This window comes from Parapedobacter indicus (assembly GCF_900113765.1).
GTDB lineage: Bacteria > Bacteroidota > Bacteroidia > Sphingobacteriales > Sphingobacteriaceae > Parapedobacter > Parapedobacter indicus.
Map to the genome: position 1 here is coordinate 171,081 of NZ_FOQO01000012.1, position 13,848 is coordinate 184,928.

12 protein-coding genes are annotated in these 13,848 nt (G+C 47.5%); 10 read left to right on the forward strand and 2 right to left on the reverse strand.

Annotation, left to right across the window (positions count from 1 at the left end; translation table 11 throughout):
• The first annotated feature begins 8 nt into the window (after window positions 1-8).
• The 5 genes from BMZ56_RS21800 (at window position 9) to BMZ56_RS21820 (ending at window position 4,756) form a co-directional block, all read left to right on the forward strand.
• Window positions 9-1,229, forward strand: coding sequence for a DUF4374 domain-containing protein (locus BMZ56_RS21800; RefSeq protein ID WP_090630825.1), 1,221 nt, complete (start codon window positions 9-11; stop codon window positions 1,227-1,229).
• A 76-nt stretch (window positions 1,230-1,305) separates the two neighbouring features.
• Window positions 1,306-1,638, forward strand: coding sequence for a hypothetical protein (locus BMZ56_RS21805; protein WP_090630828.1), 333 nt, complete (start codon window positions 1,306-1,308; stop codon window positions 1,636-1,638).
• A gap of 2 nt (window positions 1,639-1,640) precedes the next feature.
• Entirely contained in the window at window positions 1,641-1,922 is a 282-nt protein-coding gene (locus BMZ56_RS21810; RefSeq protein ID WP_090630831.1) for a hypothetical protein, read from the forward strand.
• Window positions 1,923-1,926: 4 nt separating this feature from the next.
• Window positions 1,927-3,600, forward strand: a complete 1,674-nt coding sequence (locus BMZ56_RS21815) for a PepSY-associated TM helix domain-containing protein (protein ID WP_090630834.1) — start codon at window positions 1,927-1,929, stop codon at window positions 3,598-3,600.
• A gap of 307 nt (window positions 3,601-3,907) precedes the next feature.
• On the forward strand, window positions 3,908-4,756 hold the full coding sequence (locus BMZ56_RS21820; RefSeq protein ID WP_090630837.1) for a hypothetical protein: 849 nt from the start codon (window positions 3,908-3,910) through the stop codon (window positions 4,754-4,756).
• A 66-nt stretch (window positions 4,757-4,822) separates the two neighbouring features.
• Here BMZ56_RS21820 and BMZ56_RS21825 read toward each other — a convergent pair whose 3' ends face one another.
• Window positions 4,823-5,125 (reverse strand): hypothetical protein, encoded by a 303-nt coding sequence (locus BMZ56_RS21825; protein WP_143072989.1) that lies wholly within the window; start codon window positions 5,123-5,125, stop codon window positions 4,823-4,825.
• A 226-nt stretch (window positions 5,126-5,351) separates the two neighbouring features.
• Here BMZ56_RS21825 and BMZ56_RS21830 point away from each other — a divergent pair, with 226 nt between their 5' ends.
• Together BMZ56_RS21830 and BMZ56_RS21835 are read left to right on the forward strand one after the other, a co-directional pair.
• Window positions 5,352-6,296, forward strand: a complete 945-nt coding sequence (locus BMZ56_RS21830) for an Rpn family recombination-promoting nuclease/putative transposase (protein ID WP_090630843.1) — start codon at window positions 5,352-5,354, stop codon at window positions 6,294-6,296.
• Window positions 6,297-6,566, forward strand: coding sequence for a hypothetical protein (locus BMZ56_RS21835; protein ID WP_090630846.1), 270 nt, complete (start codon window positions 6,297-6,299; stop codon window positions 6,564-6,566).
• Between the two features lie 40 nt (window positions 6,567-6,606).
• On the opposite strand, the gene BMZ56_RS21840 is transcribed toward BMZ56_RS21835, so the two are convergent.
• Complete coding sequence (locus tag BMZ56_RS21840) at window positions 6,607-7,278, reverse strand: helix-turn-helix domain-containing protein (RefSeq protein WP_177195254.1); 672 nt, start codon at window positions 7,276-7,278, stop codon at window positions 6,607-6,609.
• A 790-nt stretch (window positions 7,279-8,068) separates the two neighbouring features.
• On the opposite strand from BMZ56_RS21840, the gene BMZ56_RS21845 reads away from it, so the two are divergent.
• From BMZ56_RS21845 to BMZ56_RS21855, 3 genes are read left to right on the forward strand one after another with little or no spacing between them, the layout of a single operon-like run.
• Window positions 8,069-9,163, forward strand: a complete 1,095-nt coding sequence (locus BMZ56_RS21845) for a peroxiredoxin family protein (RefSeq protein WP_090630852.1) — start codon at window positions 8,069-8,071, stop codon at window positions 9,161-9,163.
• 33 nt (window positions 9,164-9,196) lie between these two features.
• Window positions 9,197-12,445, forward strand: a complete 3,249-nt coding sequence (locus tag BMZ56_RS21850) for a SusC/RagA family TonB-linked outer membrane protein (RefSeq protein WP_090630855.1) — start codon at window positions 9,197-9,199, stop codon at window positions 12,443-12,445.
• Window positions 12,446-12,465: 20 nt separating this feature from the next.
• Complete coding sequence (locus tag BMZ56_RS21855) at window positions 12,466-13,815, forward strand: RagB/SusD family nutrient uptake outer membrane protein (protein ID WP_090630858.1); 1,350 nt, start codon at window positions 12,466-12,468, stop codon at window positions 13,813-13,815.
• The last annotated feature ends 33 nt before the right edge of the window (window positions 13,816-13,848 follow it).

Sequence of the window (13,848 nt, forward strand, 5' to 3'; positions counted from 1 at the left end):
TCAAAACAATGAATATCCAATCAAACACGCTTCTCTTAGGTATGGCAGCAGCCACGTTGCTAGCTTCCTGCAGCAAAGACGACCGCAAGCCGGATAACCCCGGCAACTTCATCATTGCCGTAACCCCGGCGGCCACCACGGGCGTTGCCGACTACCTGTTGACCGCCAGCAGCCTGGATACCGGCTCCATCTCAACAGCTGGTCAGGGCGAAGAACAGGATGGAACCTATCGGTATTACGTGACACACAACGATAAGTTTTTCAGCATGCTTTACGGACAGGGAAATCCCGGGGCGGTGACTACCTACAACATCGTGGACGGCAGGCTCAACAAACTGTCCAACTTCCAGACGGAAACCGTACAGGCGTTTGCACCGGTGAACGACGACCTGCTGCTGATGAAAATATCACGCAATATCACCAATCCGTTTGCAAGCTGGTATCGCATCAACACCAACACCCTGCAGATTGAAAGCGAAGGCAAGGTCAGCACGTCTGCCCCTTCGGGCAATGGAGAACTGGCGCACTTCAGTTGGATCAAACAGGTGGGTAACAAAGTGTTTGCCCCTTATTTCTCCATCAAGGCCTGCTGCAATGCATCTTTTGAAACCGCTTACCCTGACAGCGCGTGGATTGCAGTTTATTCGTATCCGGATATGCAACTGGAAAAGGTGATCAAAGACAACCGGACCAGCTTCATCGGCCGTTATTTCGTGGATGGCCTGGGTACAGTGGAAAACGGCGATACGTATGCATTCTCCGCATCGGTAGCGGTTACCGATGGCAAGATATCGTCTACCAAGCCATCCGCCGTGGTCAAAATTCCCGCCGGAACCACTGAGTTTGACCAGTCTTACTTTTTCGACGTAGAACAGGCTTCCGGTGGTTACAATATTACCGATTGGTTATACGTAGGACAAAATAAATTCGTGGTACTGGTTACCTCAAAAGCAGAAAAAGGTCAATATTCATCAGGCTTGAGGCTCGGGGTGATCCATGTGGTAGACAAGTCGTTTAAACTGGTTACGGGTATGCCGGATGTGGCTGATATCAATTCGCTGACCAACATGAGCAATTACAGTGCGAGGGACGGTCGCTACGGATATGTAGGCGTAAACCTGAAATCCGGAATTGGCTATATCTATAAGATTGATGCAAATAACGCCAGTGCCACACAGGGACTTCGCGTAGATGGAGGCACCATTACCGCCATTCATCACCTCGATTAAACCGTCCTAAACGCGGATAAAAGCCTCCCGAAGACCGTAAAGGTATCCGGGAAGCTTTTCTTAAACAGGTACGCTGATGTATAGCACAATTTTTATAGGGATCTTTTTGGGAACCCTGCTGTTTTTTGTCGCTTCAGACAAAGTAAAGGCGGAAAGTAAACCCCGATGGTTACAAAAAATGGCCCGAAAACCCGTGTTCGCAAGAATCCTCGGTACCTTGATCTTTGTGGCCTGTTGGGCGGTAGTTGCCTGCTTGCAGGGGTTGGGATCGGGCACGTTTGCCATGGTGGGATACCTGATGGCCAGCTATAGTTTGCTGGTATTGCTTAGGCCGCTCCATACTGTTAACACCACGAGTCTGGCGGCCGTGGCCGTGGCAGCACTGCTATTGGAAACCCTCATCTTTTAATCATGCCCGCGAATAAAAAATACCTCAGCTCTCCGTGGCAGCGCTTCCTTAAAATCACCGCGGGTTTCGTGGGGGGCTACTTCGTGATGCTCTCGCTGCACCTGCTGCTCACACACGTGTTTGATCAGAAAAAAGTGGTGGTTACCGCGTTCATCACAGGTTACATCCTGTGGGCGGTGTTGCTCTTGGTCGCCTTTCTCTGCAAAAGTGGGTGGAAGATATCGGGCATTTACCTGGCACTCATTGTGATATTCTATGGCGCATACTACTTGCTAAACAACTGACCGTATGAACATCCGTAATTATAACATCTATTTCAATACGCATACCATCAGCGGTATCATCATCTGTGCCATCCTATACGTGATTTTCTTTGCCGGATCGTTTTCTTTTTTCAAAGACGAAATATCCGCATGGCAAAAAAACCGATCGGCCCATACCCACCAGGCCGCGGCCAACGATTATGATTTCCTCCTGGATTCGCTCCATGCCGCACACAACCTCCTGGGCAGAGACATTACCTTCTATATACAGGATAACAACGTGCAGACCTATGTAAATATGGGCGCTTCCCAGGATACCACGGTCAAGAAAAAAGCTGCCGCGCAGCTGAAGCCTGAGGGAAGAAGGGGACGTGGCAGAGGCAACGGGGATGCCGCGTACTTCCAGTATGATTTTCAGCGCAAACAACCTGCATCCTATGCGGAATCCTATGACATGGGCGAGTTTCTTTACCGGTTGCACTTTCTCGCGCAGCTCAACCAGGTGCCCATCCGTATCGGAACTCCTTTCGGCTATCTGGTGGCGGGTATCGTCTCCTTCCTCTTTCTGTTTGCACTGATTACCGGCCTGTTGCTGCATTGGGATAAGATCGTGTCCAACTTCTTTACGTTCCGGCCTTGGAACAAGTGGAAAACCGTGTGGACCGATATGCATACCGCATTGGGTGTGATCGGTTTCCCGTTCCAGCTCATGTATGCGGTCACCGGAGTAGTGCTGATTGTAAATAGCGTCTTGATCCTGCCGTTCAGCAAATTCTTATACGATGGCGACAGTGAGAAACTCTATACCGAACTTGGCTACAACGACGACACCACCTATGAATACCGCTATCAGCCGCTGCCCGACCGCGTAGCGCTCAACCCGTACCTGAAGCAGGTGGCCGACCGGTGGCCCGATAGCCACGTAAGCCGTATATACATCAAGAATTACGGCGATGAGAGCATGCACATCGCCATTGACGCGGTTCCAAACTTCAGTAGAAATTTTGCCGGTGCCGGTAAGATTGTTTTCCACCCCGCCACGCAGTCCATTGTCCATGAGAAATCGCCAGTAACATCTGCCTCTTACGTAGACCGCGTCAAGGCACTTGTATACCGGCTGCACTTTGGGGATTTCGGTGGCTATCCCGTTAAAATCAGCTTTTTCGTGCTGGGCATTATGGGGTGTCTCGTCATTATCTCGGGTATTCTGATCTGGCTGGTAGCGCGGGATAAGAAGAGCATACCCGCCCACAAGCGGAAGTTTAATTTTTGGGCGGCCAATGTATTTGTAGCCATCTGCCTGACCATGCTACCCGTCACGGCCCTTACATTTATTGCCATCAAACTCAATCCCGCCGCAGATCAGGCTTTTATCTACCGGGTGTATTTTTACAGCTGGCTGGCGCTGTCTGTTTTTTACATCGCGCGTCACAAACTGCATGTCACCAACCGGGAAACGTTGCTGACAGGTGGGCTGCTGGCGCTGTGTGTACCCCTAGTGAATGGCATCCAAACAGGCAAATGGATGTGGAATGCCCAACGCATGGGGGCTATGGATATCTTCGTGGTCGATTTTCTCTGGTTGTCTGTAGGCGTGGTTAGCCTCATCGCTTTTTACCGGATCCGGCTGGATGGCAAAAAAGCAAGCAAACCGAAACAAAAGGTCACTGCCAAAAAGGGAGTGGTGCCCATTGCCTGACGTGTTCATGAAGAAACAGGTGTTCCGGAGGATCTTCAACATCGCGGAGATCGCAAACTTATGACGACCCGGTAACCCTTTTTCCTTCTGCTCGGCTTTTCTTTGAGTATTTTGGCTACAGCAGCCTGTTTGGCGTTTTGGAGTTGGGCGATTTTTCGGCGGGTGGATATCGGAAGTTGGTCAAATTTAACAGTATCGAATTCGTGATTTACAAATTGATAACACATTGGGCATATCCGCGCGCAATAGCTATGCTGTAAAGCTAATTTATTTAGTTTTTCACCATCGTGTTTCTTATATTTGCGATATGCCTAATGAAAAGAATAAGATTACTGAAGCCGCTATCTACGATAAACTGTTTCGTGAGATATCGCCTGTTTTCCTGACGATGTTTGTGGAGAAGGTTCTCGGGTTAGATATTGTCGAGTTTACTGAACTGAAAGACAAATTGCAGATTACACGGCAGAAGGAAACCGATACGTTGCGGAAAGTAAAAGATAGCGAGGGCAACGTTTTCATCCTACAGGTCGAGATACAGGTCAAAAACAATCCCAAGATGGCTGTACAGATGGCTGATTATTGGATTCTGCTGCATCAGATACACGGATTGCCCATTAAGCAATATGTCCTGTATGTCGGGGCTGATCCATTGGCGATGCCCGATAGACTGGAGCAGTACAACTTTAATTTCCAGTATACGTTGCTGTCTTTCTCCGATCTGTCGTATGATTTGTTCATTGGAGCAGAACAACCGGAAATTAAGATGCTCGCATTATTGGGGGATTTGAAGGGAGCAGATCCATGCGGCCTTACCGAAGACATTGTGAGAACAATTGATACACTGCCCGAGCCGGTGAGCATCAAAGAAAGCCGGCTGATGCAGTTGCGGATATTAATTCAATTACGTAAATTTACACCACGATTGGAGGTAGCTATGTTAAAAGCAGCATCATTTTTTAAGGAAGAAAGAGACCCATTTTATAAAAGAGGGCAAGCGAAGGGTATCGAGAAGGGAGCGGAAGCTAAAAGCTATAAGGTGGTGGCCAATCTAATCCAGCAATTGGGATTGGATGATGCGACTGCTGCAGGAGTGGCCGAGGTCCCAGTCTATTTTGTGCAAAAAGTTCGTGCTGATCTAGACAAGAAAAAGAGGTAACGGTAACGTGTAACGTTTTATCAATAATGATATCAAGCCATGCCTTTACGGGTGTGGCTTTTTTCTTTACTTCTTCGCCGCCGCGATATTGATACTGCTGTTCGGGTTTCCATAGTCCGCTTGATTCGCTGCCTTCACCACGAATCTTACGGCAGTACTCTTCCCCTTCGGTTCTAACTTATTCAGCAATTTGGCAAACTTACCCTTACTAAGCGTGCCGGTGATTTTAGTAAGTTCTTCGGTGTAGTTCCCAAAAGTGGATTCGGGGATGCCTGGGTTCAGTTTAGCAAAGGCTTGCCGGGCTGTTTTAGGTCGCTTGAAAAAGCCCTTGTCAATCAATGCATGTAATTGGGCCGCCCTGCCAGGCAACCCTTTTTCCTTTTGCTCGGCTTTTTCTTTGAGTGTTTTGACTTTAGCAGCTTGCTTGGCTTTTTGGAGTTGGGCGATTTTTCGACGGGTGGATGTCGGGAGTTGATTTATGAAGCTCCCGTTTGCATAAGTGAGGCATAGTCCCCTTACTTCTTACAACAAAAAAAGCTAATTTATTTAGTTTTGTCAATTTTATGTCTATCTTTGTCACAAATAAATCTATACCATGGAAAGACAACTACCTGAACTGCCTGGCGAGGGTAAGTACATTGACATCCTCACCGACTGGGCTTTCAAGCGAATTTTCTCCGGGGATTCCAACAAGAGAAATCTCATCGAGCTGCTCAACGACCTGCTTGCCGGAGAAAAGCATATAACCGATCTGGCCTATATACCCACCGAAGAACTCGGCGGCAACAGCAGCCACCGCCGGATCATTTTCGACCTGAGGTGCGTGGGCGATTGGGGCGAGGTGTTCCTGATCGAGATGCAGCGGATGGACCACCGCAATTTCCGTGACCGCACGGTGTTCAGCACCTCGCGCATCATCAGCAACCACTACGCCCAGGGGGATGATTACCGCACCACGGCCCTGCCGGAGGTGTATTTCATCGGCATTCTGGAGTTCCGGATGGATCCGGACGAGCGCGAGCGATACATCCGCAGGATGGAACTGGCCGAACGGGAGACGGGGCGTAAATTTTACAATAAATTGCAGTATATATTCCTGGAGTTGCCTAACTTTGTGAAAGCGGATGAGGAAATCCGGACGGCCATGGACCAGTGGTTCTGGTTGTTCAAGCACCTGAGCGGGGCTGACCGATTGCCGGCATTCATGAAGAAACGGGTTTTCCGGAGGATTTTCAACATCGCGGAGATTTCTAACTTGACGGAGGAGGAACTGATGGCATACAACGCAAGCATACAGGCCAAGTGGGACTGGCAGAACGCCGTGTCCCTAGCCGAGGAACGGGCGGTGGAAAAGGCACTCAAAAAAGAGCGGGCCCAAGCCGCGAAGCTTCTCGAACAGGAACGGATTAAAGCCGAAGCAGAGAAGATTCAATCTGTACAGAAAATGCTTGCCAAAGGCCTTTCTATTGCCGACGCAGCCGAAGTTTCAGGCCTTTCCATCGAGGAGGTCGCCGAAATCCAAACCCGGATCGGTAAGTAGATGATGGCATACAACGCAAGCATACAAGCCAAGTGGGACTGGCAGAACGCCGTATCTCTGGCTGAGGAACGGGCTACGGAACGGGAGCGCGCGAAAGCGGCCAAACTTCTTGAAAAAGAACGAGCCGAAGCAGAAAAAATCCAATCTGTTAAGAAGATGCTAGCCAGAGGCTTGTCTATTACGGATGCCGCTGAATTTTCTGGTCTTTCCATTAAAAAAGTAACTAAAATCCAGACACAGCAGGCTGATCTCACTGGGAAAAAGAAATAGCGGAAGCTTTTTTGCCGTTCCGCGATATCAAGCTATACCGTTAGGGATGTGGCTTTTCTTTACTCTTCTCCGCTGCAACGTTGCCGTTTACGTGCAAGTCCGCATATCCGGTTTGATCAACAGCCTTCTCTACAAAGCGCACGGTAGTAGTGCCCGGTGCGGGATCTAATTTATCAAGAAGTTTAAGGAATTTACCCTGTCCCAGGGTAACCGTAATCTTGCCGATTTCGGCCGTATGGTCAGTAAGCTGCTTTTTGGATATACCCGGGTATAATTTTAGAAAGGCATCCTTTCCTGTCTTGGGTTTTTTGAAGAAGCCAGCTTCCAACAACGTATGTAGCTGTTTCGCACGGCCCGGCACCCCCTCCTGCTTGTTGGTCTTCTTTTGTACCTCCACCTTTTCCTTAGCTTTTTGTTGCCGATTTTTCAGTGTATGAATCGCCTTTCGGGTTGCGGAAGGAAGCTGATCAAAGCTGGGAATAGGAAAATTTGGGTTGGCCAACTCGTAAAATTCGATACCGTAGAAATTCGCATAGCGGATTAGCATTTCCAAAGAAGGGTTAGATAGACCATTTTCCAATTCAGAAATATAATTTGATTTGGTATTCATAAAGTCAGCGAAATCCCGTTGGGTCAAATCCGCTGCTCTCCTGAACTCCTGTAATCGTTTCCCGAATCTTACCTTTTTGGCTAAAACTTTTTTCGTTACCAAATTAAAATATTTTGTATTTGTTTTGTTATCAAATATTATTTGCTTACTTTTGTCTTAACGGTTTAATCAAGCAGCCAAGAGACGGCACCAGTGTTTAAACCAAAAAATAAACAGCGGCGCAATGCTGCTCTTAACAGGTCTCTCGCCTCGAAACCGCCAGTTTCATCCGACGAGAAGACCGAATGTTCGCCCATTTTCTTGGGTTTGCGTACCTTTGCAGGTGCCATCCAGTGGGGCGGGCTTCGTGTCTTGCTTTTGTCGGACTTAGATTTCGATCTAAGGGGTTCTTGGCGGTACCAGAGGCAAAGCAACCGAGGCTCGCCCCGTTGGGGTTTTAAACCCGTTTGCTATTTGCCCGCATCCGCGGGAGACCTGTTTTCAAACTGACTAATTTATCAATTATGAAAACAGGAGCGACCAAACCCCGATTAACCCTTTACCGCAAATTACTTGCGACACTCGATGCTTATTGCATCCAGCAAAGCGCGTCTAGCCAATCCCAACAAAACCCGCTAAAAAACATCATCCGGTCACCCGAATAAACGATAAATCGCAAACACCGGTCACAAAAAACGGCCTCGGCCGCATACCGGTGCTACCGACCTCCTACCAGCGGAAAACGCATAAGTTTGCCATAGGTTGAGGACGGCCTATTTTTATCGGTTATTCGCAATCTCCATAAAAGTAGCGTCTTTTCCCTTTATCCGCAAATAAAAGCAGTCATTTTCTTCCGGTATGGCGGTCGGTTACACAAAACTTGAACTTGTAACTGACTTAAATCCAATATTGAATGAAGCAAAAATTACGCTTAATGGCCGCGCTTTGGCCTATATTAACCTTATTAACGAGCATGTGTTTGGAAGCCCGCGCACAGTCCCCGGATTATTCCGGGGCTGTGCCTCCGGGCAATCTTCCGGATACAATTACGCCCCTGCAAATCGGCGATACCATCCCCGATTACCTGTGGCATTTGCCTATACAGGTGGTGAACCATCCGGATCAAAAAGAAATAATAACTCTCAACGACTACAAAGGAAAAGCCATTCTGCTCGATTTCTTATTCACCGGATGCAAGGGCTGCATAGCTGCATTACCGGTATTGGAAAAGATAAGCTTAGCGTTTGACAGTGAAGTGGGAATAGTAGCGGTTACACCAGAAAAGCGACAACGGGTAACCGACTTCATTCCCAGTAATAGTTATGTGAATAAAAGCCAGCTGCCATTTATAGTGGAAGACCGGATACTTAAACAGCACTTTCCCCACTTATATATTTCGCATGTAGTGTGGATAGATGTACAAGGGATAGTCCGTGCATTCACGGGGACAAAGCATGTGACCACACGCACCATACGCGAGTTGCAAAACGGCAATACCCGTAACTGGCCGGTGAAAACGGAAATGACATCATTTTTTAATGCACCACTCGTGAGACTCAATCCGGAAGCAAACAGCATGCGAAATAATGTCGGTCGTCCCTTATACTATTCGGCTATTACCGGTTATACGGAAGGGGTGGGGGTCTTGGTCCCTACCAAAGCAGATAGTCTTCTGGGAATAAAACGCATATCGTTTAAAAATATGCCGATCATCGATCTGTACAGGATAGCTATAGGGAGTGAGTTTCCCCTAAGAAAACAGATCTGTTGGGAAGTCGAGCATCCCGAGAGGTACGCGGTTTGGATGGCCACCCTTGATAGTGGGCAAACGTTAGAAGAATGGTATCAGCAAAATAGCATTTGTTACGAGGGAACATTCCCCATAGCGACCGATGAGGAGACGTGGCAAGCATTTCTACGTGCCGATCTAAACAGATTTCTGAACCTAAACGGTCGTCTGGAGCACCGCGAAGGTGAGACTTATTTCGTGCTTTCCGAACTGCCCTGAGCATTCAGATTTTAATCAAATAAACCAACAACAATGAAACTTTTTATTCTTACCGTACTGATATGTTGCACAATCAGCACAAGCAAGGTATGGGGCCAAACAACAAAACTAACAGGCCGCGTTGTGAACGATGCAGACGGCAAGCCGCTGGTCGGAGCACTGGTGAGGTCTTCCAACGGAAATTCGCCCACGAAAACTGACGAATCAGGAATGTTCGTCTTAACAATAAGTCCAAAAGATACAGTGCTGTACGTATCCTTTCTGGGATATGAAACCAGCGAAATAAACCTACGTACGCCCTATGCAAAGCCGCTGACGGTGATGCTCCAGCCTGGAGTCCGGGCACTAGAGGAGGTTATCGTTTCAACCGGTTATGAAGAAATCCCCTTGGAACGCGCTACAGGATCCTTCGAAAAAATCGACAATGCCCTGTTAAACCGCAGTGTAGGTATGGACGTACTTAGTCGCATTGAAAACATCGCTTCGGGCGTCTATTTTAACAATCGAAAGGTTGACATCAACTCGGTTGGGCCTCCGGACCATGATCTTTACGTGCGTGGAATCAGTACGCTGCGAAATGCTCAGGTCGGAGCGACTGCCCCGCTCATCGTGTTGGATAATTTCCCCTACGAAGGTAGCATTGCCAACATCAACCCGAATGACATAGAAAGCGTAACAATACTGAAGGATGCAGCTGCCTCATCGATTTGGGGGGCCAAAGCGGGTAATGGCGTAGTCGTCATTACCACTAAAAAGGCGGACTTCTCGCAGCCTACGCGTGTCTCCTTCAATCATTCGGTCAATGTAACGGCCAAACCCGATCTATACGCCCGAAAAGTGATGGAAGCTAGCGATATTATAGATATGGAGATGTTTTTATTCGACAAAGGGTTTTATAACAGCAACGAAACAAAACGGTCCAAGCCTGCGCTATCACCCATTGTAGAGTTGCTTATCCAGCTCCGAGACGGCAAAATGGATACAACAAACGCATACAACGCGATTGATCAGTACCGGGCAAACGATATCCGGGAAGACATGCTGGATTACATATATCGACAATCGGTTAACCGGCAATATGCGCTCAGCATGGATGGAGGAAACGCGTACCACAGATTCAGGCTATTTGGCGGGTATGACAAGATGTTGAACTCACAACGGGGCAGTGAGAATGACCGCATTAACGTCAAGCTTGAAAACTCATTTAACATCGGTACAAAACTATTACTGGACAGCCGGATATTTTGGACACAGACCCGGAATACATATGCTTCCCTCGGCACCACCGGTGCCAACTATGGAAGTAATGGCTATCCGTATCCTTATATCCGCTTTGCCGATGACGATGGGCAACCACTGCCGGTTCCCAACGATTACCGGATGGGATTTTTAGATACCGCGGGGCAGGGTAAACTGTTGGACTGGCAATATAGACCGTTGGATGAGATTCGAAATCCCGCAAACCACGTGTTAACGCGGGAAATTCTCATGAATGTTGGGTTAACGTACAAAATTGCTCAGTGGGCTAATGCGGAACTAAAATACCAGTACGGCAACGAAAACGGCATTCATCAAAACCATGGATCGCTTGAAAATTATGCAACACGAGACCTGATCAACCGCTATACCCAAATTGATGCAAATGGTGTAGTAAGCTACGCTGTGCCTCTTGGAGGAATCCTCAGATTGACAAACACAGCAGCTTCGTCACACCGGTTAAGGGGACAGGCCAATATAAACAAGGATTGGACAGATAGACACCGGCTAAGAGGGCTTTTGGGAATGGACGTACAGCAACGTAAAACCACTTCCAACGCTTACGATACCTATGGGTATGATGACGAATACCTTACCTTTGTGACCAATATTGACCATAATACCCGGTATCCGATTTATGCCAATCTTGCCGCTGCGAGCTTTATCCCCAATACCAGGGCATTTGCAGGCTCCGTAAACCGGTTCGTATCGGTCTATGGGAATCTGGCATATACCTTTTTGGATAAATATACTATAACAGGTAGTGCCCGGAAAGATGCTTCTAATCTGTTTGGTGTTAGCACCAATAACAAGTGGACGCCTTTATGGTCGCTGGGCGTAAATTGGAATTTGGCCAAAGAATCCTTTATCCCGGATGGTTGGTTCGATCGTTTAAACATTAGATTTTCGACCGGCTACAGCGGTAACGTAGATAACAGTATGTCGGCGCTTACTACGATTTCTTATACCACGGTAAACAGTGTGTGGGGAATCGATTGGCCTGCTGCACAAATTGCAAATCTCCCGAACAGGGAATTGCGGTGGGAAAAAGTATCGACCCACAACCTCGGCTTGGATTTTTCGATCTGGAATCGGCGGGTTTCCGGTAGTATAGATCTATACAAGAAAAACACCTTCGATCTGCTAAGCCCGTTTCCGGTAGACCCATCCACGGGTAGAAGTTTACTGATTATGAACGTCGCGCGTACAGAAAGTCGGGGGCTCGATTTGCAGTTGCACACACAAAACACGGTTGGAAAGTTGAAATGGTCAACGGATTTGGTGTTCGCATATAACAATAACTGGATTAGGGAAACCTTCGAAGATGAACTGAATCCGGTATCTTATACAAATTTAGGATCCTTGATTGTTTATAAGGGAGCGATGGCATACGGGGCCTACAGTTATCAATGGGCCGGGCTGAATCCGGAAAATGGCCAGCCCATGGGGTATCTCAACGGGGAAGCAAGTGCGGACTATCGGCAGATTGCCTCGCGGGAAAATACCAGGTTAACAGACTTGGTATTGCATGGATCAGCCAGGCCGCTGTATTTTGGTTCGCTGAGAAATACAGTCACCTTCCGTAACGTCTCTATATCGTTCAATTTAACAGGCAAATTTTCATACTACTTCAGAAGAGAAGGACTGGATTATGGCAGTCTCATCGAGTTAAACAATGGACACGCTGACTATTACCGACGGTGGCAACATCCGGGGGATGAACTCCACACCAACGTACCTGCCTTTGTCTATCCTACGGACTCACGGGCAAATAGCTTTTACAGGAATTCCGAGGTGCTCGTCGAACGGGGGGATCACATACGGCTACAAGATATACGGATTGCCTATCGACTCGATCCCGTTCGTGCTGGCCAAACCGTGCTTCTGAAAAACGCCGAGGTGTTTCTGTTCGGAAATAATGTGGGATTCGTCTGGCGTGCCAACCGCCTTGGACTTGATCCCGATGTGGCAGACGGCATTCCACTACCGAGGAGTATAGCAGCAGGCATCAATCTTTCATTTTAATAACCTGATAAAAAACTGACATGATGAAAACACATTTGATTCGGGGTGTCGCATTTCTAATTGCGCTGATACTGTGGGGCTGTGAAGATTTTCTCTCCATAAAGCAAGACCAAACCATGGCCGTACCACACACGGGAGCGGATTTACAAGCGCTTCTTGATTATGCGCTCTTAGCGAATAACGAGTACACCGGATTGGGAGAAATAGCTACCGATGATTACTATTTGGAGGATGCAATATGGGCGAGTTTGACCGTCCAATACAAGGAATATTATGGCTGGGAAAAAGTTCCCGTAAATGTGCTCCACTGGCGATCTACCTACAATAAGGTAACGCATTTCAATACGGTCATCGATTTGATTGATGAGGTAAGTTATGATAATTCCTCAATAGAAAGGGATCAACTATTGGGTGCAGCGGTTTTCTTCAGGGCGTATGCATTCTATATGCTTACGCAAGTTTTTACGAAGCCTTATGATCCGATAAAGGCTGAAACGCAACCCGGTGTTGTATTGCGGCTCACCGCGGATGTTAATGCCGAATCAACGCGATCTACACTGGAAGACACCTACGGGCAGATAATCAAGGATCTGAATACGGCCGTGGCCCTGCTTTCTTTGGACAAACAGCGATATCCCACCCGACCCACGAAACAGGCCGCTTATGGAATGTTAGCAAGGCTTTATCTATCGATGGGTAACTATGAGCAAGCCGGATTGTACGCCGACTCCTGCCTTAAGATGGGTTATGAAATGATGGATTTTAACAGTTTGCCAAAAAACACCCCCTACCCATTTGAACGCTTCAATAGCGAAGTGATTTTCTTTTCAACTATTTTGGGCGATGTGAATCTGGTTCCATCAAGAGCGAAAGTCGATTCGGTTTTATTCGACATGTATATGCCTGACGATCTAAGGAAACAACTTTTTTTCACGCTTAACACGGATGGCTCCTATTTCTTCTCGGGGAATTTTAATCCGGTTAATTCCAGTACGCTTTTTAATGGGATCACATCGGCGGAAGTCTTGCTGATCCGTGCGGAATGCAATGCCAGACAGAATAACTTAAACGGGGCATGGCAAGATCTAAACGAGATTATGAAACATCGTTTTGCAAACGAACACGTGATAAACGGACTGAATCAAGACGAGACGGTTCGATTTATATTGGATGAACGCAGAAGGGAATTGGCCTTTCGCGGATTGCGATGGGAGGATATAAGAAGATTGGCCGCAGATGATCGCTATGCGGTGACTCTCGTAAGAATAGTGGATGGTCAGGAGATAAAACTAACGCCCGCGGATCAGCTGGATTTTGCCTTTTTGATACCGCTGGAAGTGATTGAACTGACTGGAATTAAACAAAACTGATATAAAATAAGCCGATGCCTTACGTTGAAGGAC